At 49.5% G+C, this 23,840-nt stretch carries 25 protein-coding genes; 17 read left to right on the forward strand and 8 right to left on the reverse strand.

Going from position 1 to position 23,840, the window contains the following annotated elements; genetic code table 11:
• Together BLU97_RS09495 and BLU97_RS09500 are read right to left on the reverse strand one after the other, a co-directional pair.
• Entirely contained in the window at window positions 1-975 is a 975-nt protein-coding gene (locus BLU97_RS09495; protein WP_074761328.1) for a hypothetical protein, read from the reverse strand.
• Window positions 976-1,139: 164 nt separating this feature from the next.
• Complete coding sequence (locus BLU97_RS09500; RefSeq protein ID WP_074761329.1) at window positions 1,140-3,149, reverse strand: alpha-L-arabinofuranosidase C-terminal domain-containing protein; 2,010 nt, start codon at window positions 3,147-3,149, stop codon at window positions 1,140-1,142.
• Between the two features lie 161 nt (window positions 3,150-3,310).
• Between BLU97_RS09500 and BLU97_RS09505 the strand changes: the two genes are divergently transcribed.
• Genes BLU97_RS09505 through BLU97_RS09515 form a run of 3 tightly spaced genes read left to right on the forward strand, consistent with a single transcriptional unit; the run spans window position 3,311 to window position 6,998 of the window.
• On the forward strand, window positions 3,311-5,146 hold the full coding sequence (locus BLU97_RS09505) for a sensor histidine kinase (RefSeq protein WP_074761330.1): 1,836 nt from the start codon (window positions 3,311-3,313) through the stop codon (window positions 5,144-5,146).
• A gap of 2 nt (window positions 5,147-5,148) precedes the next feature.
• Window positions 5,149-6,630 carry a D-xylose transporter XylE gene (gene xylE, locus BLU97_RS09510; RefSeq protein WP_074761331.1) on the forward strand — a complete coding sequence of 494 codons (1,482 nt, stop codon included), beginning with the start codon at window positions 5,149-5,151 and terminating at the stop codon, window positions 6,628-6,630.
• Between the two features lie 11 nt (window positions 6,631-6,641).
• On the forward strand, window positions 6,642-6,998 hold the full coding sequence (locus BLU97_RS09515) for a response regulator (RefSeq protein ID WP_074761332.1): 357 nt from the start codon (window positions 6,642-6,644) through the stop codon (window positions 6,996-6,998).
• A 31-nt stretch (window positions 6,999-7,029) separates the two neighbouring features.
• Here the strand turns inward: BLU97_RS09515 and BLU97_RS09520 are convergent, their stop codons facing one another.
• A complete protein-coding gene (locus BLU97_RS09520; RefSeq protein WP_074761333.1) occupies window positions 7,030-8,829 on the reverse strand; it encodes a DNA polymerase III subunit gamma/tau in 1,800 nt (599 codons plus the stop codon).
• 155 nt (window positions 8,830-8,984) lie between these two features.
• Here BLU97_RS09520 and BLU97_RS09525 point away from each other — a divergent pair, with 155 nt between their 5' ends.
• The 5 genes from BLU97_RS09525 (at window position 8,985) to BLU97_RS09545 (ending at window position 12,702) form a co-directional block, all read left to right on the forward strand.
• Window positions 8,985-9,344: an FtsB family cell division protein gene (locus BLU97_RS09525; RefSeq protein ID WP_051611883.1), complete on the forward strand. Its 360-nt coding sequence runs from the start codon at window positions 8,985-8,987 to the stop codon at window positions 9,342-9,344.
• Entirely contained in the window at window positions 9,328-9,726 is a 399-nt protein-coding gene (locus BLU97_RS09530; protein WP_074761334.1) for a hypothetical protein, read from the forward strand. Before BLU97_RS09525 ends, BLU97_RS09530 begins: the two co-directional genes overlap by 17 nt.
• 90 nt (window positions 9,727-9,816) lie before the next feature.
• Window positions 9,817-10,590 (forward strand): DUF4369 domain-containing protein, encoded by a 774-nt coding sequence (locus BLU97_RS09535; RefSeq protein WP_074761335.1) that lies wholly within the window; start codon window positions 9,817-9,819, stop codon window positions 10,588-10,590.
• Window positions 10,556-11,890, forward strand: a complete 1,335-nt coding sequence (locus BLU97_RS09540) for a dihydroorotase (RefSeq protein ID WP_074761336.1) — start codon at window positions 10,556-10,558, stop codon at window positions 11,888-11,890. The genes BLU97_RS09535 and BLU97_RS09540 overlap by 35 nt, the downstream gene beginning before the upstream one ends.
• Complete coding sequence (locus BLU97_RS09545) at window positions 11,887-12,702, forward strand: vitamin B12 dependent-methionine synthase activation domain-containing protein (protein WP_074761337.1); 816 nt, start codon at window positions 11,887-11,889, stop codon at window positions 12,700-12,702. The genes BLU97_RS09540 and BLU97_RS09545 overlap by 4 nt, the downstream gene beginning before the upstream one ends.
• Window positions 12,703-12,713: 11 nt before the next feature.
• Here BLU97_RS09545 and BLU97_RS09550 read toward each other — a convergent pair whose 3' ends face one another.
• From BLU97_RS09550 to BLU97_RS09570, 5 genes are all read right to left on the reverse strand, one after another.
• Complete coding sequence (locus BLU97_RS09550; protein WP_074761338.1) at window positions 12,714-13,652, reverse strand: metallophosphoesterase; 939 nt, start codon at window positions 13,650-13,652, stop codon at window positions 12,714-12,716.
• Window positions 13,649-14,410, reverse strand: a complete 762-nt coding sequence (locus BLU97_RS09555) for a lysophospholipid acyltransferase family protein (RefSeq protein ID WP_074761339.1) — start codon at window positions 14,408-14,410, stop codon at window positions 13,649-13,651. Before BLU97_RS09555 ends, BLU97_RS09550 begins: the two co-directional genes overlap by 4 nt.
• Before the next feature lie 19 nt (window positions 14,411-14,429).
• Window positions 14,430-15,179: a polyprenol monophosphomannose synthase gene (locus BLU97_RS09560; protein ID WP_074761340.1), complete on the reverse strand. Its 750-nt coding sequence runs from the start codon at window positions 15,177-15,179 to the stop codon at window positions 14,430-14,432.
• A 112-nt stretch (window positions 15,180-15,291) separates the two neighbouring features.
• Entirely contained in the window at window positions 15,292-15,885 is a 594-nt protein-coding gene (locus tag BLU97_RS09565; protein WP_074761341.1) for a zeta toxin family protein, read from the reverse strand.
• Window positions 15,882-16,067 carry a hypothetical protein gene (locus BLU97_RS09570; RefSeq protein WP_074761342.1) on the reverse strand — a complete coding sequence of 62 codons (186 nt, stop codon included), beginning with the start codon at window positions 16,065-16,067 and terminating at the stop codon, window positions 15,882-15,884. Before BLU97_RS09570 ends, BLU97_RS09565 begins: the two co-directional genes overlap by 4 nt.
• A gap of 270 nt (window positions 16,068-16,337) precedes the next feature.
• Here BLU97_RS09570 and BLU97_RS09575 point away from each other — a divergent pair, with 270 nt between their 5' ends.
• The 9 genes from BLU97_RS09575 (at window position 16,338) to BLU97_RS09615 (ending at window position 23,590) form a co-directional block, all read left to right on the forward strand.
• Window positions 16,338-16,667, forward strand: coding sequence for a hypothetical protein (locus tag BLU97_RS09575; protein ID WP_074761343.1), 330 nt, complete (start codon window positions 16,338-16,340; stop codon window positions 16,665-16,667).
• 264 nt (window positions 16,668-16,931) lie between these two features.
• The gene (locus BLU97_RS09580) at window positions 16,932-17,402 is read left to right on the forward strand and encodes a D-Ala-D-Ala carboxypeptidase family metallohydrolase (protein ID WP_081352952.1); all 471 of its coding nucleotides are present in this window, start codon (window positions 16,932-16,934) and stop codon (window positions 17,400-17,402) included.
• The gene (locus BLU97_RS09585) at window positions 17,399-17,899 is read left to right on the forward strand and encodes a DUF4373 domain-containing protein (RefSeq protein WP_074761344.1); all 501 of its coding nucleotides are present in this window, start codon (window positions 17,399-17,401) and stop codon (window positions 17,897-17,899) included. The genes BLU97_RS09580 and BLU97_RS09585 overlap by 4 nt, the downstream gene beginning before the upstream one ends.
• The gene (locus BLU97_RS09590) at window positions 17,896-19,722 is read left to right on the forward strand and encodes a DnaB-like helicase C-terminal domain-containing protein (protein ID WP_074761345.1); all 1,827 of its coding nucleotides are present in this window, start codon (window positions 17,896-17,898) and stop codon (window positions 19,720-19,722) included. Before BLU97_RS09585 ends, BLU97_RS09590 begins: the two co-directional genes overlap by 4 nt.
• A 1-nt stretch (window position 19,723) precedes the next feature.
• Window positions 19,724-19,909, forward strand: a complete 186-nt coding sequence (locus tag BLU97_RS15840) for a hypothetical protein (RefSeq protein WP_139208974.1) — start codon at window positions 19,724-19,726, stop codon at window positions 19,907-19,909.
• 237 nt (window positions 19,910-20,146) lie between these two features.
• Window positions 20,147-20,779: a hypothetical protein gene (locus tag BLU97_RS09595; RefSeq protein WP_074761346.1), complete on the forward strand. Its 633-nt coding sequence runs from the start codon at window positions 20,147-20,149 to the stop codon at window positions 20,777-20,779.
• Window positions 20,776-21,597, forward strand: coding sequence for a nucleotidyl transferase AbiEii/AbiGii toxin family protein (locus BLU97_RS09600; RefSeq protein ID WP_081352953.1), 822 nt, complete (start codon window positions 20,776-20,778; stop codon window positions 21,595-21,597). The genes BLU97_RS09595 and BLU97_RS09600 overlap by 4 nt, the downstream gene beginning before the upstream one ends.
• Before the next feature lie 11 nt (window positions 21,598-21,608).
• Window positions 21,609-22,370 carry a carboxypeptidase-like regulatory domain-containing protein gene (locus BLU97_RS09605; protein WP_081352954.1) on the forward strand — a complete coding sequence of 254 codons (762 nt, stop codon included), beginning with the start codon at window positions 21,609-21,611 and terminating at the stop codon, window positions 22,368-22,370.
• Window positions 22,371-23,053: 683 nt separating this feature from the next.
• Window positions 23,054-23,590: an HU family DNA-binding protein gene (locus BLU97_RS09615; protein ID WP_074761348.1), complete on the forward strand. Its 537-nt coding sequence runs from the start codon at window positions 23,054-23,056 to the stop codon at window positions 23,588-23,590.
• Window positions 23,591-23,840: the final 250 nt, after the last annotated feature.

A 23,840-nucleotide genomic window follows, 5' to 3' on the forward strand; every position in this document is an offset into this window, starting at 1 on the left:
TTAGTTCATGTTCAGGCGCTCAACCTCGAAGTCGGCTGCTGAGAACCACTTTGAGTTGTAGGCTTTTCCAGTGAAGCTCTTATCGGTTGTCACACCGAATACCAGTGTATCATCGTCCTTCACCTCGATGGTAACTACTACCTTACTCCAGCCAAAGCCCTCGCCGTTGTTGGCTTCCTTGATGTCTGAACCCTCAGGAGCATTCTCCCACAGTTCACCACCGCTGTTGCCATAGTGAGGAACCTCAACCAGTTTCAGGCCGCTCTTCTTGCTGGTTGTAGTAGCAAAGATGTAACAGCCGTTACCCTCGGCACGTGCGCTACAGATCACGCGGTATGTACCTGGTTCAACAGGCATGCGCTTCTCTGCGTGGTAAACCTGCTGTCCTGCAGGGTTCCAAGCGTCCAGATATGCATGCTCGGTATCGCCTGTGTAGTACTCGCCCTTGCGTACGTAGTTGTCGTTACAGTGCTCGTGCTTAACCAGTGTCCAACCGTTCTTAATCAGGTAGTTCTTGCTAAACTCGTCCATCTGTGTGCCCATATAGGTGTTGCGATCCTCGTCCTGAGGTGCCAGGGCCTTCTCTGTAGCATCGAAAATACTCTTGGTAGTGGGCAGCAATACGCAGAGTGATACCACGAAGATGGCACCTACTGCAATCTGCTCAATACGCTTCATGGGTGCAATGTTGAATGTAGCTCTGCCGATAGCGTGCAGCAGGGCATAGATAGCAGCCAACAATGTTGTTGCGAGTGTAAATACGTAAGTTGTAAGTACGCCTGGGTTGCTAGCTTCCATTGCGTCAAGTCCAAGTTTCTTGAATGTAAATGGCAGTTCCATTCCCTCTGGAGCCATTCTTACACCGATAATGTCCATGGCCAGCATAATCATGGGTACTACAGCAAAGATGCCGACTGTAACCAGAATTCCAGCCACTACTTTTGTACAAATGCTAATAATTTCTTTCTTATCCATATAGTTGTATAACATGTTTTCAACCTGCAAAATTACATATTTTATTACTAATTTTCTGTATGTAATCTGACTATTTTAGAATATTTAACTGAACGCGCGCCCGTAATATATAAAAAGAATCCCGCTATATGGCGGGACTCTTGATGGTGTTGCGATATACTTGATTACTTTTTAATCTTATAAATGCGGAAGCTCTTAGCTGGCAGATTATCGTTGATAGCCGCAGCCTGCTTGCCGGCCTCTACCTGACATGTGCCAGGCTGAGGGATAATCTTCTCTGGCTGATCCAGGGTGTTCTCGTCGTCCATACCATCGTGACAGAGTGTGATGGTGTTGGCTGTACGTGCGCCCTTGATGCCCTGCAGCTGAATGCTAACGGGCTGTGCCTGATCGCCAGTGTTAACCACCTTCACAATCACCTCGCCTGTGGCGGCATCCCATACGCTCGATGCAAACAGTCCGTCCTGACCAGGCTGACCTGCTACAGGCTTCTTGTCCATCGTCAGCTTCAGTACGTTGGTACCCTTGTTCATGGCATAGAGCTGCTGAACATAGTAGCTAACCGACTTGAACATGCGCAGGTTGTCGTACCAGATAGCATCTGGGCGCCACTGCCAACCCTCAACATGTGCAAAGAGTGGGGCATAGGTAGCCATGTGAACGATGTCGGCATTACGCTCGATACCAGTCATGTGGGCAGCCTCTAACAGTGATGTATAGTAGTGGTTCCACTTGTGCTTGTTGCTGCCATGACAGGCATACTCGCCGGCAAACACCTTTGGACCCTTGCGGTCGTATGAGTCGTAACGCAGTCCGTGGCTCAGGAACCACTCCTCGTTGCGATAGTAGTGCTCGTCGTACAGATCTACCTTCAGCTCCTTCATACGAGGCTGCAGCAGGTCGAAATCCCAACCCTCTGAGTTAGGACCGGTAGTACCGATGAGCTTGATGTTAGGATACTTCTTACGGATGGCATCGCTGAACTTCTTCAGGCGTGCTGTGAACACAGGACCAAAGCCGCCATGTGCCTCGTCGTAGTCCCACTGCTCGTTACCTACACCCAGATACTTCAGGTTGAATGGCTCAGGATGGCCCATCTCTGCGCGTACCTTACCCCATTTGCTGTCGGCAGGACCATTGGCAAACTCAATCAGGTCGAGTGCGTCCTGAATATATGGCTCCAGATCCTCGAGTGCTACGTGTACACCAGGCTTGGTAGGATCAGGGTTCTGGAACTGACAAGAAAGTCCGCATGAGATGACTGGCAGTGCCTCTGAACCGAAGTCCTCGCACAGCTGGAAGAACTCAAAGAATCCCAGTCCGTAGCTCTGATAGTAATCTGGGAAGTAACGGTTGGTGAATGTATAGTGCCAGCGGTTCTCGTTCAGTGGTCGGTTCTCAACGGGACCAACTGTGTTCTTCCACTGGTAGCGTGTAGCCAGATCGGTACCCTCAACGATACAGCCTCCAGGGAAACGGAATACGCCAGGGTGCATATCAAACAGGGCCTGTGCCAGATCCTTACGCATGCCGTTTTCGCGTCCCTTCCAAGTGTCGGTTGGGAACAGGCTTACATGCTCCACATCGGTAGTTACCTTACTATCCGCCCATACGCGCAGGTGCGCCTTAGCAAAGGTAGTCTTTGGCTTCAGTGTGGCTGTGTACTTTTTCCACTCGCTGCCGCTAACCTCTACGCCAGCGTTGCATAGCTTCTGGTCTTCGCCCATTGTAGCGTTGTCAACCAGGTCGATCCACAGCTTGGCCTTTCCACCATCAGGTACACGGGCCCAAACCGAGAAACGATACTCCTGACCGCCCTTGACACCCATGCCGAAGAACCCGCGATTCTCAATCATCGAGTGCTTGTCGCCATGTCCTGTAGGCGCCATGCGTACGTAGTGAGGGTTTCGCTCAAATGGACCGTCATCCTTGATGGTTACGTTGCCCGATACATCCCATCCGGCAAAGTGATTGGGGTACTCGAACGAGCGGTTCATTACAAGCTCGGCATACAGTCCGCCATCAGCCGCATAGTTGATATCCTCGAAAAAGATACCGTACATAGTGGGCTGTACGGGTGCCCCTAGTTTCTTGGTGTTCACGTCGAGAACGTGAGTCTGCGCTCCAGCACTCATACTGGCTGCAAGCAGCAGGATTGTTGATAAATATTTCATATCTCGTTTTGTAATTAGTTGTCAGCGGGCACAAAAATACATAAAAATTCTGATATTAGTGTAGTTTATACGAAAAATAACATTTTAAGCCCGAAAAAGTTTGGCGATTTCGCAGAAAAACGTTACTTTTGCGGAGGATTTTCCAAATAAACCTATTTAGAATGACTTTGAACCATTGGACAAAATATATATTCTGTGCTGCTACACTGTTGGTTACGTTGCCTGCGGTGTCTCAGACAGACTTCTGTAGCGACACGGCTAAGCATAGCAAGCTGCGTGATGCGATGTGGGCCGCATGCTCTCAGGACGACTCTCATAAGGTGTATGCTGCTTGCTGGGCTTATCAGGCTCATTGTATTGAATGTAAGGATAATACCGGCTATTACGACTCGTGGGTGTGCGGTGTGATGTACAATCTCGACCGCATGAATATTCACGATGCCTACCATATTGCCAACACCATGAAGGACGACTTGGTACGTCGACGTGATGTGGCTAAGGACGAGCAGTTTCTGGCGCCCAAGATGTTAGGTCATGTGTATAATGCCTGCGGTAATATTCCCGGTGCCTTGAAAGAGTTTGAGAAGGCTATCGATCTGATTAAAGGTACCAAGTACGAGAAGGATGGACTGAGCTTCCTGTACTTAGGTATGGCGCACATACAGCTTAATAACAATAGCGAAGAAACGCTGAAGTGGCTTGATAAGGACTTAGAGGAATTGGCACGCAATAAGGATCAGAAGGATTACTGGCGTGGACTGGCCGATGCCTATGCTATGAAGGCCATCGTGATGTTTAAAAAGCGTAGGTACGCCGATTTCCATAAGTATATCACTCTGTCTGAGCAGGCGGATGCCAAGAACGCCAACCCTCAGGGCGACATTTTCCTGCCCTATGCCCGTATCTATCAAACGCTGCTCAACGGCAATACCCAGGCAGCTTTAGCCCAGGTTGAGACCCTGCTCAATTTGAAAGAACGCTATCTGGTTAGTTGCGATATCTACACCTATTTAGGCGAAACGGATAAGGCGTTCCAGATGCAGCGCGACCTGATGCATACACGCGACTCTATCACAGGTGTGATTATAGCCGAGAACATCCAGAATCAGGAAGAGGAGATGTATCTGCTGAACCAGAAGCAGAAGGCTGCCCGTATGATGAATATCGTATTGGTGATAGCCATGGTGCTGGCCTTGATGCTGATAGTTGGTCTGGCCATGTCGATCTATGGACGCCGCCGCTTCCAGGAGATGCTGCTCACCAAGAACAAGGAGCTGAAGCGTGCCTATAAGCAGGTGGCTGCAGCCGATGAGATGAAAACAGAGTTTATCCGTAGTGTGAGTCACGAGATACGTACGCCGCTCAATATCATCAATGGCTTTACCCAGGTGCTGATGGAACCCAATGCTGAGTTTGAGCCCGAGGAGCGTCAGAGTCTGGCCGACACCATCGGTAAGAACACCCGTCAGATTACATCGTTGGTTAACAAGATGCTGGCTTTGGCTAATGAGCATACCAAGGACCTGCTGAAGGATGTAGAGGAAACTGATGCCCTTGATATCTGCCACAAGGCCCTGAGTGCCATGCCGCCAGTTAATCCCGACCGTGTGAGCCTGGAACTGGTAGATCAGGCCGAAGGTCATAGCAAGACGCTCACCACCAACAGCGACAGCTTGCTGCAGATGTTGGGCAACATCCTTGAGAACTCGGCTAAGTTTACCGACGACGGCTATATCCGTCTTATACTCAGCAAAGATAAGAACTACTTCCACTTCACTATCGAGGATACCGGTTGTGGTATTCCGTCTGATAAGATTGGTACCATCTTCAACCGCTTTACCAAGGTAGATGAATTCAAGGAAGGATTAGGACTGGGACTGGCCTACTGCCACGAAACCGTGGCCAAGTTAGGTGGCACGCTTGTGCTCGATCAGACCTCTGCGGCTGGAACCACCTTTACACTCAGTTTGCCAATTAAACTTAAAACAAATAATTAGTTATGAATCAACAAACAGAACAAGGTAGCAAGGCCTACCTCATTTCAATCGTGATGGTCGCCGTACTTGGCGGTCTGCTGTTCGGATACGACACTGCTGTTATATCCGGTGCAGAAAAGGGATTACAGGCGTTTTTTAAAACGGCAAGCGATTTTGATTACACTGATGGTTGGCATGGCTTTACCTCTGCCTCGGCCCTCATTGGCTGTATCATCGGTTCTGCCATCTCTGGATTCCTGGCCACTAACCTGGGACGTAAAAAGTCGCTTATCGTTGCCGGCTTGCTGTTCTTTATCTCAGCCCTCGGCTCAATGGACCCCGAGTTCCTGTTCTTCGAGTATGGACAGCCCACTTACACACTGGCTCTGATGTTCAACTTCTACCGTGTTATCGGTGGTATCGGTGTAGGTCTGGCTTCGGCCATCTGCCCCATGTACATTGGCGAGGTTGCCCCTTCAAATATCCGTGGTATGCTTGTAAGCTGGAACCAGTTTGCCATTATCTTCGGTCAGCTGGTAGTTTACTTCGTTAACTTCTTTATCCTGGGCGACCACCTTCAGCCACTGGTTGAGGATATCGGTAAGCAGATTGCCGAGATTACGCCTGCTGCACAGTGGACTGTTACTACCGGTTGGCGTTATATGTTTGGTAGCGAGGCTGTACCTGCAGGCTTGTTTGCCCTGCTCATCTGCTTTGTACCCGAGACTCCACGTTACCTTGTTTCTATTGGCGAGGATAAGAAGGCCGAGGGTATTCTGGCCAAGATCAACGGTACTGCCAAGGCTCAGCAGATTCTGCAGGATATCAAGGATACCATGGTTGTTAAGACCGAGAAGCTGCTCACTTACGGTGCGCTCTGCATTTTTGTGGGTATCATGCTCTCAGTATTCCAGCAGGCTGTAGGTATCAATGCTGTGCTTTACTATGCACCACGTATCTTTGGTGATATGGGAATGGATAACCCCATGATTCTTACTGTATTTATGGGTATTATCAATATTACGTTCACCCTGGTGGCTGTGTTCACCGTCGAGAAGTGGGGACGTAAGCCTTTGTTGATTAGCGGTTCGTTGGGTATGGCACTTGGTGCCTTCGGTGTGGCACTCACCTTCGGACATGCCGGACTCGAGATGCTTACAGCTGCATCGCTGTTGGTATATTCGGCTTCGTTCATGTTCTCATGGGGCCCCATCACCTGGGTGCTCATTGCCGAGATCTTCCCCAACACCATTCGTGGTGGTGCTGTAGCTATCGCTGTAGCATTCCAGTGGATTTCAAACTTCATCGTCAGCTCATCGTTCGTGCCCATGTTCAACATGCACCTTTCTGAGGGCGACGACTTTGGTCACTGGTTCACTTACGGACTCTATGGCATTATCTGTGTAGTGGCCGCCCTGTTTGTATGGCGCCTTGTGCCTGAGACCAAGGGTAAGACACTCGAGGATATGAGTAAGATGTGGAAAGATAAACTCACTAACAAATAACTTTTTGACACATGAAAAAGATTTTAGTAGCTGAAGACAATGACAGCAATTACGTACTGATGACGTATCTGCTTAAGAAGGATTTTGAGTTTGAGCGTGCCAAGAACGGTCAGATTGCAGTAGAGATGGTTGATGCCAACGCTTACGATCTGGTACTGATGGACATTAAGATGCCTATCATGGACGGATTGGAGGCCACTCGCCAGATTAAGGAGAAGCATCCCGATCTGCCTGTTGTAGCCCTTACGGCCAATGCTTTTGATAGCGACCGTACCGCTGCCGAACAGGCAGGATGCTGTGGATTCCTCTCAAAGCCCGTTAATCGCGATGAGTGCATGACACTGCTTAAGAAAATTCTTGGAGAGTAATAGAAAAGAAAATGGCTTGAGTCGGAATGACTCAAGCCAATTCTAAATCGAATGCCTGCTGTAGCTTTGCTACGGCAGCATTTTTTTCTGCCATCTGCTCAAACTGTTCGCGTCGCGATAGTATCTTCACGTGTTCCGTTTGTTCGGCTACACGGACAGTTATCTGTATCTGGTCGTTGTGCAGATATATCTGTAGGGTTTTGGCAATGCTCTTCTGGATATCCTCAATCTCTTGCTTGATGAGCTCGTTATCCACCACCACCTCAACCGTAGGAAACTCTGTTATCTCAGGGTTCATGTTCTTCATACGGGTAGCAATACCGCTCAGTTTCTGTGGCATACGGTTACACATGGCCATCCACTGGAATTCCAGGTCGGTTTGTGTAAACTGTGCATCGGTGATGGTATCCTGTCCGGTAGGCATGTTAATCGATCCTGGGATGATCTGCATGCCGCCCTTCTGCGGCCCATTGTCCTGCTGGCGCAGTTTCTTCCACGAAAAGCCGATGCCGCCCAGCGATAGCTTGGGCTTGCTTGTAGTGTTTGCCTCGCTGACAGTGGAGCCAGCCGTTTGCGTTTCGCCAGTTGCTTCTGCAGTTACAGCTGCAGCAGCCGATACAGCAACTTTAGCCGCAGCTACCTGTGGGGCTGCGTTCTTGGGCTTCTGTTGCTGAATCATGTTCTTAAACAGGGATTTCAGTCGTCGGGGCTTGCGCCCCGCACTCGCGCCATCCTCCGCAGGCTGTGTTATCTGGGCTATCTCAATCAGTGTGAGCTCTACCAGCAGGCGCTTGTTGCTCGACTGTCGGTAGTTAATATCGCACTGGTTCATCAGCTTCAGCGCGTCGTACAGGAATGTTATCTGGCATTTCTTGGCCTGCTCCTCGTAGCGTGCACGCATCTGGTCGCTCACCTCCAGCAGTGGCAGTGTCTGTGGGTCGCGTGCCATCAGCACGTTACGCACATGCTTAGCCAGCCCCTGAATCAGCAGTCCGCCGTCAAAGCCTTTGTTAATCACACCGTTCAGCAGCACCATTATGTCGCTCACTTTATTATCTATGGCCAGGTCGATAATCTTAAAGTAGTTTTCGCTGTCAAGCACGTTCAGGTCCTCAATCACCTTCTCGTAGGTGATGTTACCCTGACAGAACGATGCTGCCTGATCGAAGATCGAGAGGGCATCGCGCATACCGCCATCAGCCTTCTCGGCGATTACTGCCAGTGCCTGCTCCTCGTAGGTGATACCTTCCTGCTCGGCCACATGCTTCAGGTGGTCGATAGTGTTGCGTATGGTCATACGCTCAAAGTCGTATATCTGGCAACGGCTCAGGATGGTAGGCAGAATCTTATGCTTCTCGGTTGTGGCCAGAATAAAGATTACGTGTGCAGGCGGCTCCTCCAGCGTCTTCAGGAATGCGTTGAAGGCAGCTGTTGACAGCATGTGCACCTCGTCGATGATAAACACCTTATACCTGCCCAACTGCGGTGGAATGCGTGTCTGCTCCATCAGGGTCTTGATGTGCTCAACCGAGTTGTTTGATGCGGCGTCGAGTTCAAAGATGTTCAGCGATCGCTGCTCGTTAAAGCTCTGGCACGATTCACATTCATTACAAGCCTCGCCCTCAGCCGTAGGGTGCTGGCAGTTAATGGCCTTGGCAAAGATACGTGCGCAGGTGGTTTTTCCCACACCACGCGGTCCGCAGAACAGATAGGCATGAGCCAGCTTCCCACTCTTCACTGCGTTCTTCAGTGTAGTAGTGAGGGCCGCCTGACCTACCACTGTATCAAAGCTCAGCGGACGGTATTTTCTGGCCGAAACGATATATTCCATAAAGCTAAATTTAATTTCGTGGTGCAAAGATACAGAAAATTAGGCACGGATTGCGCGGATTATACGGATTTTTTTAGAAAATTATTATTAATCTGTGTTAATCCGTGTAATCAGTGCCAAAAAAACTATAACTTTGCAGGCAAATTGTTGAGCTTATGAAAGTTTTGTTGAGTATTAAGGCTTACGCACTGCTGGTGTGGCGCTCGGTTTACTTTAAGTATGCCGTGGTTTGTATTGTAGGTGTGCTGCTGGTAGGCTTCCTCGACGACAACAGTTTGTGGAGCCATTTCAAGAACCGTCAGCGTATTGCCGAGCTTACCGAGGAGAAGGAGCAGTTCGAAGCTGATTTTAACCGCGATCAGGCTCAGATCAAGGAGTTGGACCGTAATCCCAAGGCCATCGAGAAGATAGCGCGCGAACGCTACTTCATGAAGGCCGACGATGAAGATATATTTGTATTGAGCGATGATGATCGCGATGTAAAACCTTTAGAGACTAATGAGAGAGTTGAATAAACTGCAAACCGCCATCTTTCTGTTTGGCGGTATATTAATGGCTGTTGGAGCCGGTACTACATTATTAGGGTGGGGCAGTGCCCCTTATATTTTTGCCATCGGCGCTCTGGGCTTCAGCTCTATGCAGATGCAGCAGCGTTACGAGGGTCAGAACTTCACCATCCGTCGCCTGCGCCGCATGATGCTGCTCAGCGATGTACTGTTCCTGGTGGCAGCCCTGCTGATGTTTGCCAGCAAAGGCAACTTTTTAGGCTTGAGCTATATTACCTATATAGAATATGTGTATAACAAGTGGGTAATAGTGCTTCTGATTGCCGCTCTGCTGCAGCTTTATTCTATGCACCGAATTGGTAGTGAACTCGAAAAAGAGGCAAAAAAATAATTAAAAGATTGCGCATTTGTTTTAAAATGCGCAAAATTATTTTCATACCTCAATATATAGTTGTAATTTCGCGGCCGAAAACAATATGTTATGAACAAGATATTCTACGCATTACTAACAGCAGTAACTTTCGCATCGTGTGCTGAATCATACAACATTCAGGGTTCAACCTCTGTGTCGGCACTTGATGGAAGTAAGCTTTACCTCAAAACAATGGTCAACGACGAGTTGAAGAATCTCGACTCGTGCGATGTCGTACATGGAAAATTTAAATTCGCCGGCTTGCTCGACACCATCAAGATGGCCAGTCTGTATATGGACGATGAGCCACTCATGATGCCTGTTGTGATTGAGCAGGGCGATATCGAGATACATATCGACAATACCAATCGTACCGTTAGCGGTTCACCTCTCAACGAGAAACTCTATGAGTTTATGAAGCGCCACGATCAGCTGGGTAACGAGCTCAACGAGCTCTCGCACAAGCAGAGTCAGATGCTGCTCGAGGGTATCGACGAGAACGTCATCAACCGTCAGCTCTCTGCCGAGGCCAATCGTATCGCCATGCAGGAGGATTCGCTCGTTACCAACTTTATTGTCGAGAACTTTGATAATGTACTTGGTCCTGGTGTGTTTATGATGATTACCGGTAACTACCAGTATCCAGTCCTTACTCCCCAGATCGAGGATATTATGAGCAAGGCTACCAAGAAGTTCAAGGCCGATCCTTATGTGAAGCAGTACTACCAGGTAGCAAACGAGATTCAGGCTCGTCAGAACGGACTTGTTGAAGATGTAAAACCCACTCCAGCACCAGCTCAAGAAAACAATGAAACGCCTGATTCTACACGGAACGCTCGTTAACGACGCCAACAAATTCGACGGTTCTGTCATCGTCGAAGATTCTAAGATAACTAAGATTGTAGAAGGAAACACCGTCCCGAACGCATCATTCGACGAAGTGATTGATGCTTCGGGATGTTTCGTTCTTCCCGGTCTGATTGATGATCATGTGCACTTTCGTGAGCCAGGCTTAACTGCCAAGGCCGATATCGATAGCGAGAGTAGGGCAGCAGCTGCAGGTGGCGTTACCACCTATTTTGACATGCCCAACTGCGTGCCGCAGACTACCACCCTCGAGGCCCTCGACGAGAAGTTTAAGCTGGCCGCTCAGAAAAGTCACGTCAACTATAGTTTCTTTTTCGGTGCCACCAACGATAATGTCGATCTGTTTTCGCAGCTCGATGTGCATCGTATTCCTGGCATCAAGCTCTTCATGGGCAGTTCAACGGGTAACATGCTCGTGGATCGTCGTGAGGCCTTAGAGAAGATATTCTCTACCGCCCAGATGCCTATCATGGTGCATTGCGAGGATACCGACATTATTAACCGCAATATGGCCGAGGCTAAGCGCCTGTATGGCGACGACCCTAAGGTAACCCATCACCCCGAGATTCGTAGCGTTGAGGCCTGCTATCAGAGCACCAGACTGGCTGTAGAGCTTGCCCTGAAGCACCATGCCCAGCTGCACATCGCCCACCTCACTACGGCCAAGGAGTTAGAGCTCCTTCCTCCTTCCTCCTCCCTCCTTCCTCCAATTACTGCCGAAGTTACGCCTTCGCACCTCTATTTCTGCGATCGCGATTACAATGCCTTAGGCACGCGTATCAAGTGCAACCCTGCCATCAAGTCGGCAGCCGATCGCGATGCTCTGCGTCAGGCTGTGGCCGATGGGCGTATCGCTGTGATTGGTACCGACCATGCGCCCCACCTGTTAGAACAGAAAGAGGGAGGCTGCTGTAAGGCTGCCAGTGGCATGCCCATGCTGCAGTTCTCGTTGGTAACCATGCTTGAGCTGGTGGATAAGGGTGTGCTCACCATCGAGCGTTTAGTTGAGCTGATGTGCCATCGCCCAGCCGATTTGTTCGGCGTGCGTAACCGTGGCTATCTGCGCGAGGGCTATCAGGCCGACATCGTGATTGTGCGTCCTAATGCCGCTTGGACCGTAACCAAGGATGTGATTCAGAGCAAGTGTGGTTGGAGTCCGATGGAGAACCATACCTTCCTGTGGCGTGTGGAACAGACCCTTTGCAATGGTCATACCGTTTACAAGGATGGTGTTGTGGATACCAACTATATCGGTCAACCCGTACAGTTTAGATGAAGATTACCTACCGCATATCCGAGCTGGTGCCCTATATCAACTGGGTGTACTACTACTTTGCCTGGCAGGTAAAGGAAGAGGCCGAGAAGCAGCGTATGCACGCCGAAGCCCTTGCCAAGCTGCAGGAGCTTGACGGCCAGTACCAGGTGCATGCCGTGTTCGAGCTGTTCGACGCCCGTAGTCAGGATGATGATATCGAGATCTACCGCACTCAGCTGTGCCCCGATTGTGGCGTTATGCACCCCGTGCGTGTAGCCTCCATCCCCTGTCTGCGTCAGCAGCAAGGCAATCCCCCGTTTATGTGCTTAGCCGATTTTATTTCGCCCAAAGCCTCTAAAATCGGCTTGTTCGCCACCACCGTTGATATCGGCTTAGAGACCGATTTTGATGGCGATGTGTATCAGAAGATGCTCACCCAGCTGCTAGCCGACCGTTTGGCCGAAGCCGCTGCCGAGCGTCTGCACGAGCAGGTACGTAAGGAGTATTGGGGCTATGCCAAGGATGAGAACCTGAGCATAGAGGATATGCTCGTCGAGAAGTTTCAGGGTATCCGTCCCGCTGTGGGCTATCCTTCGTTGCCCGATACCAGTTTGAATTTCCTGTTAGATGAGATATTGGATATGAAACAGATTGGCATCCGCCTTACCGAGAGCGGTGCCATGAAGCCCCATGCCAGTGTGAGTGGCATGATGATATCCAATCCAAAAGCCCGTTATTTTGCCATTGGTAAAATCGGCGAAGATCAGTTACAGGATTACGCCCGCCGCCGCGCCGTTCCTGCCGAAGTCCTAAGAAAGTGGCTTAGCCTGTAATTTTTGCATTTTTACATTTTTGCATTTTTCAATTCTATCACCACAATCTCTCCTGTGGCACCAAAGCGGAACGGAATCAATCCCCCTAAGCCCGCTGTTACAAACAACGATTGACGGCCTTCCTCGTACCAGCCGTTAATCTCCTTGCCCGTCAACTTCATCGGCGCCCAACCAAACAGTGCAAACTGCATGTTGTGCGTGTGTCCGCTCAGCGTCAGCTGTGCGCGCCCGTCGGGCAGTATCTTGCGTCGCCATCCACTCGGGTCGTGCTCCAGCATAATCACAAACGGTGTAGCCCCTTGCAGCGCCTTTTTTACGTCGCCTCGCTGTGGAAATCGTTCGCCATCGCCATCATTGTCCATGCCAGCAATCGTCAGCGTGTCGCTGCCACGTACGATGATGCAGTTCTCGTTCTGCAGCACGTGCCAGCCCATGCGCTTCTCCAGTGCGATAGTCTCTGGGCAGGGTTGCGTGTCAAGCCCGTCCTTTTGTAGCAAGTACTTATCGTAGTCGTGATTGCCCAGCACGCTGTACACGCCGTCCTTAGCCTTCAGTTGGCTCAGTGTGCTCAGGTGTTCGGCTATCTCCTGCGGATCCACGTTCTGCAGGTCGCCAGTAAACACAATCATGTCGGGCTTCTGTGCGTTGATCGAGTCAACCGCCCGTTGCAGCAGCCACTCGTTGCGCCCCGTGTAGCTGCCCACGTGCGCATCCGAGAAGAGCACAATCTTGTAACCGTCGAAAGCCTTCGGCAGCTCGGCCGATGTATATGTCTGATGGTTCACCTCCAGTTTCTGGAAGCCCACAAAGGTGCCGTACAGCGCTATATACCACACCACGGCTGCTCCGGCCATCACCAGCTTCTGTCGGCGCTTATAGGCCCAGATGGTAACGGCAGTAAGTGCTATCACAAATAGCACCGTGATGATGATAAAGCGGATGATAATCATTGATCGGGATTCTCTACAAAGCCCTGATATTTAGGGTCGAGTGCCGACATCACCGAGTCGTACGCCTGTCGCAGAGTAGCCTCTACGTTCTCAGGACCCTGTCCTACGGGGTAGATAGGCTCGTGTATGGTCAGCGTCATCGGATGCCAGTTCACAAAGTTAAAGCCTTTCATACGTGGCAGGATGTCGAACGATCCGTTGATGGTGAGTGGTACTACTGGCAACTGCAGTTCGTCGGCCAGTGCAAAGGCGCCCTTTCTGAACACGCCCATATGCCCGGTAAACGAGCGTGCACCCTCTGGGAATACCGTTACGCTGTAGCCCTCCTTCAGTATCTCACGTGCATCGTTGTAGGTCTTACGTATCTTGCTGGGGCCGCGCTTATCTACAAATATCTGATGACTCTTGGCGCACGCATAGCCTAAGAATGGCACCTTGCGCAGCGCCTGTTTCATCATCCACTTAAAGTTGCGGTTCAGATGTCCGTAAATCAGGAATATGTCGAACGATCCCTGATGGTTGGCCACAAACACGTAGCTCTGGTTCTTTTCCAGATGCTCGCGCCCCTCCACCTTTACCGGTATCAGAAACATCTTGAGGATGATTTTTCCCCATATATGGCCAGGCATGTAACCCCAGAAGTGGCCATTGCCTATGGTGGTACCAATGCCCACCTCGAGTGCTGTAATCATCGTCATCAGCACTATTCCCGGCAAACAAACAATAAACTGGTAGATTCTGTATAGTATCTTAAGCATAATGTTCAATGGTCAATGGTCAATTTTCAATTTTCGGATAGCGGCGTGTCCATCCATCCCAGCGCAACTTCATCACGCCAAAGAATGCCTCGCCGAATATGCCACCGCTCATCTTGCTCACACCCTCCTGTCGGTTCACGAATATCACGCTTACCTCCTTGATCTTAAAGCCAATCTTGTAGGCAGTGTACTTCATTTCTATCTGGAAGGCATAGCCCTTAAAGCGAATCTTATCCAGTTCGATGGTCTGCAGTACGCGGCGCTTGTAGCACTTAAATCCTGCAGTAGTGTCGTGTACGTTAAAGCCCGTAACCAAGCGCACGTATTTCGATGCAAAGTAGCTCATCAGCACACGTCCGATAGGCCAGTTAACCACGTTCACACCGCTCACGTAGCGACTGCCGATAGCCACATCGTAGCCCTCGTCTTTGCAGGCTGCATACAGTCGTGGCAGATCGTTGGGATCGTGACTAAAGTCGGCGTCCATCTCAAATATGTATTCGTAGTCGCGCTCCAGTGCCCACTTAAATCCGGCAATGTAAGCTGTTCCCAGTCCCAGTTTGCCGCTACGTTCCACCAGGTGCAGCTGTCCGCCAAACTCGTTGGCCATCAGGCTACGCACAATGGCAGCCGTACCGTCAGGCGATCCATCGTCGATCACCAGTATATGGAAACTCTTCTCCAACCCGAATATCGCGCGTATAATCTTCTCGATATTCTCCTTCTCATTATAGGTTGGTATGATAACTATACTATCGCTTTGCTTCATACTTTCTTTATTAAATCGCTGCAAAGATAGTGCAAATCGAGCGAAATACCAAAGGAAAACTCGTTTTTCTTTGTATTGTTATAATTTTGTATTGCAGAGGGTAGGGGTGTGCTTAATCTATAATGGTTTGTGCCCAGAGGGGAATGTCGTCGGTGTAGCGCTTAAAGGGCTGTCCGTCAGTGGTGCGATAAAGCAGTTTAGGCAGTTGGTTGTCTACAGAATTGTCGTAAATGTAGGCTCGGTCAACGAAGGTGATGGCCTTTGCTGCATTGGCGAGTGACTTGTAGTAGCGAGTGATAATCTTAGAGATGGGTACTTCGTGACCGCCGTTCATATAACGCTGTGTGATGCGGGCTACATTGATGGCAGGATCTGATGTGCAGACGTAAAATAGGCGAATGAAGAAACCTGCTTCCTTTGCCTTACGGAGGAACTCCAGCTTCTCTGGCGACGAGAAGACTGTCTCGAAGACAAAGTTTCTGTCTTGTTCCAAGCATTCGTAACGCTGGCGTGTGGCTTCCTCGGCAGCCTTCAAAACGGCTTCAGGCGAATTCCAGTCGCCGAAGATTTCTTGCGCAATGTTATCGGGATTGATGTACAAACTATCAGCCGTCCACTCGTTTTCAAGCAACTGGGTAGTGGTAGTCGTCTTGCCCGACCCGTTGGGACCGGCAACAACGCAGAGTGTGGGTCTTATTTCTGTCATACTGCAGCCTTACTTTTCCATTCTTTGATTTCATCGGCTACGGCTTGCAGTCGTCTGCGCTTCTCTGCCTCAGCCTTTGCGTTCGACTCGCGGGCAGTCTGTGCCACCTTTTCCATCAGGGCCTGCAGCACCTCATCAGTAGGCTCCTCTGTGCTTGTCAGTTTGTAAGTGTCGATGCTCATATCTGCATATGTTTATACTTTCTGCGTGCAAAGATACATCTTTTTTCTGATAGCGGTACGAAAATCGCTTTTTTTTTGTTACTTTTGCATTCCGGAATGCCCGAAGTAGCTAACACAACAACTAATTATCTAAGCCCAGGATCGATTTGTTGGGCTGCTTTCCTGGCTATGGGCGCACGATTTGAAAACTCGCCTAATACATCATTGGCCAACGTCTAATCTATTAATCATTTGGCGTTTAACTCTAAATTAATTATGATTATATAGATTATGAAGAAAAAACATATTTCTGCCGATACACCGCTGTCGGCGCTCTTTCATGATGGATGTCATGATCAGCTAGAGAATGATATCAAGTACTTGTGCGACTTTCTGATTGATTGCCAATCGGATGTTGATGTGCTTAAGGTGAGTAGATTTGATTTTAATTTCAGCTCCCCCAAGTTTCGTCCATGCAAGGTGTATCAGAAACTGGCTAACATGGTTAACCGTCATCTACTGATTGTATCGCACAGAGAGTTGAGCCGCTATATGGCTGAACATTCTAATCTGCATGCCAGTGCCGAATCGATATATCGTTCGATATATAAGTATATGTAAGCACTGTTGCTAATGCACTCTGATGGGAAGAAACTTGTCCTAATTTAGGACTGGTTTCTTCCTTTTACTATTGGAATAGCCTGAAAAAAGCATTACCTTTGCAGGTGGTTCCAGGAACCATTATTACTCACTAAAAACTGTAAATGTATGAATCAACAACAACCAGCAAACAGATTATTACGGTTGGGCGTCACCTGCAGGGTGGCGCCCTTCTTAGGGTTAGCAATTAAACGTGTAATCATTAAAAAATAATTTACCAACATTATGCAGAAAACTATCATTGATACGACCATGCGTCTAACAGAGCATTTTACGCTGGGCGAGATGTGTTACTCAGCAACAGCCGAAGCTAAACAGATTCCTAACATCCCTCTAAAGCAGCACATCACGGCGATGCAGAACCTTTGCGAGCGCTGTCTGGAGCCCATACGCCAGCAGCTGCGACTGCCCATCAAGGTTAACAGCGGCTACCGTTGCCCGCTGCTGAACCAGATGGTGGGCGGTGTGTCCACGTCGCAGCACCTGAAGGGTGAGGCTGCCGACATCACCATCCCCCGTAAGCACCGTCCGTTCGGCCACCCTACAGATGAGCAGACAGCACGGCTGCTACTGAAGTATGCCGAGCAGTTTGCCGACTTTGACCAGCTGATACTGGAGCACAGCGCCACTGCCTGGTGGATACACATCAGCTGCCGTATCAACTACCGACTTAACCGACGCCAAGTGATACGATGAACAGTGGCTATTTGAAATTACAGCGTAACTTGCTGTCGCAGCCTGATATAATCGATATGTATGCGGCTGAAGGAGCTACAGGTTTGGGCTTGTATGTTTCCATTAATCTTTACCTCTCTCATTGCGAGGGCGGGTGGGGTGCCTATACCGGTACGCAAATGAGTGTGCTGGCTGTTGAGGGCCATCGTCATCGCTCGGATGTGAAGCGCCTGATTACCAGTTATGGTCTGTTTGTGGTGGATGACGAAAAGAAGCGTTTTACCAGCTATTGGATGCAACAACAGTTCGGCAAGGTTGCCAGTAAGATGCGGCAAAGTTGCGGCACTCCCGCGCGTACTTATCATTCGCACGCGGAAGAAATAGAAATAAAAATAGAAAAAGAAAATAAAGAAAAACAGTCTGCTTGCGTGTGTGTCGACGACACGCAGCAGCCTGAGGAGGGTGGCGCGCGCGAGCAAACCGACTACCGCAATTACGATAATTATCTGAAGAGATGAAACAAACGAATAGCAATACATGGCTGCTCGACAGCATAGACGAACTGCGCTCGCGGGCCAAGAGTAGCGACCGCGGCAAACAGAAGTACCGTTTCCACTGTCCGCTGTGCGGCGACGAGGGGCATCACAGCAAGCGCACCGATGGCGCATTCGACGAGGCGAAAGGCGTGGGACACTGCTTTTGTTGCGGCGCCAACTTTATGGCAGCCAAATGGAAGTATAAGCCCAGCAGTGAGCAGATGAAACAGAAGCCCGAAATATCGTTGGGTTCATACCCCTCGTCGATCATGGCCTACCTGAAGCAGCGTGGCATCAAACCCGAGACGATGCACCGGTTGGGAGTGGGGTGGGCAGAACTGCCTGCCGATACGCCTGATGGCAAGAAAACGTTTATGGCATTCCGGTTCATGGAGCAGGGCGTGGTATACAATGTGCAGTATAAGTCGCCCGACAAGGAGTTCAGGTTCGAGAAGGGCTGCCGCATCATTCCTTACAACATCGATGCGGTGCTGGGTGCCGACACGGTGTATATCACTGAAGGCATGATGGATACGGCGGTGCTGGTGCAGTGTGGCTACGAGAGTGTGATATCGCTGCCCAATGGCTGCGGCACGCGCATGTCCTGTTTCGACCCCTATCGCGAACACTTCAGTGGTGTGCGCATTGTTTACGCCGGCGATACCGACGAGAAGGGTAACGAGAAACGTAAGGAGGTGGCCAAGTACTTTGCCGAAAACGAATTCTATTATGTTGACTGGATGGGCGGCAAGGATGCCAACGATGTGCTGCTGGCTGAAGGCGAGGACGCCGTGCGCCGATGTATGGAGAACGTGTGCGAGCAGATGCCGGTGGGTGTGGCGACGATCGACGATGAGGTAGAGGCATTCCGTGAACTGGTGGACAATGGTGTGCCGCGATTCCCAGGTATCAAGCTGCACGGCTTTGCCCATCTGGTACGTTTTGAGCCCGGACGACTGATGGTTATCTCGGGTTTCCCTGGTGCGGGTAAGTCGAGTTTTGCCGACTATCTGATGATGTCGCTGGCTGTGCAGCAGGGATGGAAGGCGGCCGTTTACTCGCCCGAGAAGTACCCGATGAGTCTGCACTATTACGAACTGGGTCAGATACTGATGGGACGCGAGATGTCGGTCAAGAACTTTACGCCGCAGGCACTCGATCGTGGATTCCGTTTTTTGCGCGAGAACATCTTCCACATCTCTGAGGAGAACAACTCTATCGAGGATATCCTGGCGTCGGCCACACAACTGGTGCGGCAGAAGGGCATACGCGTGCTGTTGATTGATCCATTTAACTATATCGAACTACCTGTGCTGTCGGGTGCCAACGATACGCAGAAGATATCGTATGTACTGAAGCGTATGGTTGACTTCGGACATAAAGAGAAGGTACTGGTTATACTGGTGGCGCACCCCAAGAAACCGCAGACCGAGGGTAAGGGCAGCTTGCAGTCGCAGTTGCCGTCGCTCTATGATATCGCCGGTTCGGCCGACTTCTACAACAAGTGCGACTATGGATTGATACTGCAGCGCGAGCGCCGCGACGAATACACAAAGGCCGCACCGCTAACGTGGATACACGTGCTGAAGATACGCTTTCGCCATCTGGGACAGATTGGTAAGCGGGCGTTCGGGTTCGACAATACATGCGGTCGGTTTGTTGGTACCGAGGATGATAACATGACCCTGCACGACCGCGATCGCAACGACTGGAGTTATCGCGAAGCCGAACAGCAGCAGATTAACTTTGATGCCGCCCCTACGGCCGACGACACTGCCGACTGGAAAGATGGCGATCCGTTTTAATATGGAGTACATAACTTGTACGCGTTGCGGGCAAACGCTGCCGCGCAGCAAATTAGAACGTATGAAGACGGGCACCTACCGCCGTGTGTGCAACCACTGCAAGTGGCTGTACTACGTAAAGCCCAGTCGCGACCGGCGCATCCTGCGCGACTTGGAGGCGCGCCACCACCATCCCAACAAAAAGTAGCTTTTCGCCCTCCGAAAAGTAACTTTTCACCCATCAAAAAGTAGCTTTTCGATGCATGAAAAGCTACTTTTTATAACACAAAAAAAATCATTTTATGGCAGACCGGTGGTCATAGCGCTGTCAGGAACCTGTCCCCTGGCAGGGTGTTAAAAACTATTAATTTTTGCACAGAAAACAAAGAATTATTTGGTTTTCTGTGCAGTTTTTTATAGATTTGCAGCCAAAAGAATAGTGCTTATGAAGGTAAATCCTTTGATACAATTGGGGAATGTTCCTGTACAGACTGGCACCATAGCTGCCTGTTTTGATTATCTGGCAGCTCCTAACGAAAAGGTGCGGGCCTTAGAAAAGGACGGACAGCTTATCCGATTAAAGCGCGGACTATATGTGGTGGATGAGCAAGTAAGTGGCAAGCCCATCAATGTACGACTGTGCGCCAATCATATCTATGGCCCTTCGTATGTCTCGCTGCAATGGGCTTTAAGATGGTACGGACTGATTCCAGAGCGCGTATTTACCATGACCTCAATCACCACCAAGCGTAGCAGAGAGTTTGAGAATAAATTAGGACGTTTCACCTATTATCAGGTAAAGCCCAGTTATTTTCCAATCGGCATCAGGAGTGTAGAGGAGAATGGCGTAAATTGCCTGATGGCTACACCCGAAAAGGCACTTTGCGATACCATGCTATACGACTCTTACCTACCGTCGCAATCGGTTATTAGATTACAGCAATATCTCGAAGAGGATATACGCTTTGATATGGATGCCTTGAACGAATTCGACATCAGTATTATCGAGGCTTGCGCCCAGAATGGTGGTAAGGAACAGATATTTAATAACCTCATTAAAATTATAAAGCGAGTATGAGTATTTACGACGAAATGGTGGCGCAACTAGCCGAGAGAGTGGGCACTGCCACGCCAAACGTTGAACAAGAAGTTATGCAACGCATAGCTCTTGCAGGATTACAACGAGGCGGATTTTTTCAGCATGCAGCCTTTTATGGTGGTACATGTCTGCGAATATTCCATAACCTGCCACGTTTTTCAGAAGACATGGACTTCTCGTTAGTCGAGAAGCGCGATGACATACATCTCGAAAACTACTTCCCAGCTATCATCGAGGAGTTTAAGTTGGCAGGGCATGAAGTAAATATCGTAAAGAAAGAGAAGAAGACATTCGGACGTGTAGAGTCGGCTTTCCTAAAGGAGAATACTGAAGCTTACGATATTAAGTTCCAAACCAAGAAAACGATAAAAGTAAAGATTGAGCTTGATACCAATCCACCATTGGCGTTTGAAACAGAGCAGAAAACTCTGATTATGCCATACACCTTTATCACTCGGTGCTTTACGTTGCCCGATCTGTATGCTGGCAAGATGCATGCATTGGTTTATCGTGCTTGGCAACGCAGAATAAAGGGCCGTGACTGGTACGATTTTGAATGGTATGTACGTCACCAGATACCGCTTGATTATCACCACCTGCAGGAAAGAATTCGCGAGTTCAGTGGAGAGTTAATTGAGAAAGAAGTTTTTATGCAGCAGCTTCGTGAAAAGCTCGCAACATCCGATATCAATCTTGTAAAACAAGATGTTGAGGGATTCATCGATAACCCTCGCGAACTCGACATCTGGTCGAATGATTACTTCCTGCAACTGGCCGACATGATAGTGTTTAAATAATAATTTTAATCATGATGATAGACGTTAGACAATTGAAGAAACTGTTTTTATGGATGCTGCTGATTGCGGGCTGTATGACGGGCATGGCGCAGCAGCGGGTTAAGATATCGGGCTGTGTTACTGATTTTGATGGCAAGCCTGTCAGTCACTGTGCAGTGATGCTGATGGACAAGCATTTTCATGCTGTGGATAGTGCATCTACCGATAGTGCCGGTTATTACTGTATCGCCAACGTTAAACCTGGTCGGTATATGGCTCTTACGGCTGTGAGGTGGGACGAGTACGTAAGATTCAGTAAGCTGCCCGAGCAGGACCGAAGACTGGAGTTCTGGGCTTGGAATATCATGGCCGACAAGGATCTGACTATCAACCCTCGCTATCACCGACTTGAACTGTATGGCACTACGGCATTCTGTCCCACAGGCACCAATGCACTGATGGTTTACACACGTCCGATGAGTGCTACCGAGGCGATGAAATACGACGAAAAACTGTATCGCGACAACAACAATGGTGTGATCGACTATTCGGTGAAGCTGGAGGATTTTAAGGTGCAGGCGTTCGTAGATGGTCAGGAGGTAAAGATTCTGAGCATCCAGAATATGACCGAGCAATACGGCAATCAGAAGATGGGTGCATTCTTGATGATGCTCGACTACAAGGTGTGTAACGACGATACCGACGTCCACCAGATACGCATCACCGCCGAGAACACCAAGCACCACGAGAAAGGCGAAAACCTCTGCAACTTCCAATCCGCAGATTATAAATAAATTTTTTCGGCTACTGCAAGGGACTACTGCAAGGGACTACTGCAAGGTCAGTAGCCCTAAGAAAAACGTCCTGTCTCGGAGGCCGGCTGTAATATTATCGGAATCATTCGAAGAACTCGCTGCGCTCAAACAGCTTCTCATGTCGATTTACTTGTCTCGCTACGCGACACAAGAATCGAAGACGATTCCGATAATAGTACAGCCTCTAAAGACCTCCTCGTGCGGTAATCGCGAAGCGCTTCGCTTGTCGAAGAATGTTTTTCTTAGGGCTACTGACCTTGAAAAATATGGAGCACGAAGTGCTGGGGTTTGGGGGCTTGCCCCCATTAAGCAAGGAATGGCGAACCCCGAAGGGGCAAAGGCTGGAGAGCCATACCAAAATTTTGATGGAGAGGGTTTTCCCTCGGAATCAACTTAAGCCCCTTGCCAAAGATTGGCGAGGGGTTTGGGGAGTGGTTTGAGATCCTCCTTAGGACAAGGAGGATTAAGGTGGTTGTGACTCAGCTGGGGAACCCAGCATGATTTTGGCTAACTGCCAAAGGCTAATTTTCTTGGAAAAGGGTTAAAAATATTGTATCTTTGCAGTGCATTTGAAAAATGATGCTGCAAGCAGGAAACTCCTGCCCTAAGTAGTAATTAACGCAGTAGGGATGTGAATCCCGAGTAAAGAAAGGAGGAGCAATATGTCTGTATTTTACAGATTGTCGAAAGTAACATCGCCTAAGGCTAAAGGCTATGGCAAGTGGTATCCACGAGCCGTGATCACCCAGACCGTGGATACGGAGATGCTGGCCACTATCATGCAGCGTAACTGTACCTTGAAAAGGGCCGATATCGTGGCTGTGATCACTGAGCTCATCGAGACGATGGCCGACCAGTTGCAGGATTCTAAGCGTGTAAAGCTGAATGGCTTTGGATCGTTTAAGATCGGCATTCATGGCGAGGGTGCTAACAGCGCAGCCGACTTCAGCGTAAGCAAGAACATAAAGGACTTGCACGTGCTGTTCCAGCCCGAGGTTAAGACCGATGGCAGTGGCGTGCGTCAGAAGACCTTCATCACTGGTTGCAGTGTGCAGGAAGCCCCCAAGAATGATGTTGACACCACTAAGCCTGCTAACAACGGCAGCAACAGTGGTAACAACAGCGGTAACACTGGCGGCAACACCCAGCCCAGCAATGGTGGCGGCAATGGTGACGACGATGAGTCGTACGGCGATTAAGGTTTGGGGCTTCGGCCCCGGCCTTATTAAAAGGTAAAAAAGAAATAATGTAAAAATTAGGAAAGGAGGAATTATGATGAAGAACTGGAGGACTTATGCAAAGTTCCTTTTGGCAGTGCTGACCGCCTTGTTAGGTGCGGCAGGAGCAGCTGCCTCGGGCGTACAGATCGTGTAAACGCTTCGCTTGTCGAAGAAATCGTGTAGCGCCAGAGTGAAGAAAGAGGCGCGAATTACGCGAAATACACGAATT

The sequence above is a fragment of the Xylanibacter ruminicola genome (assembly GCF_900107775.1).
GTDB classification, from domain to species: domain Bacteria; phylum Bacteroidota; class Bacteroidia; order Bacteroidales; family Bacteroidaceae; genus Prevotella; species Prevotella ruminicola_C.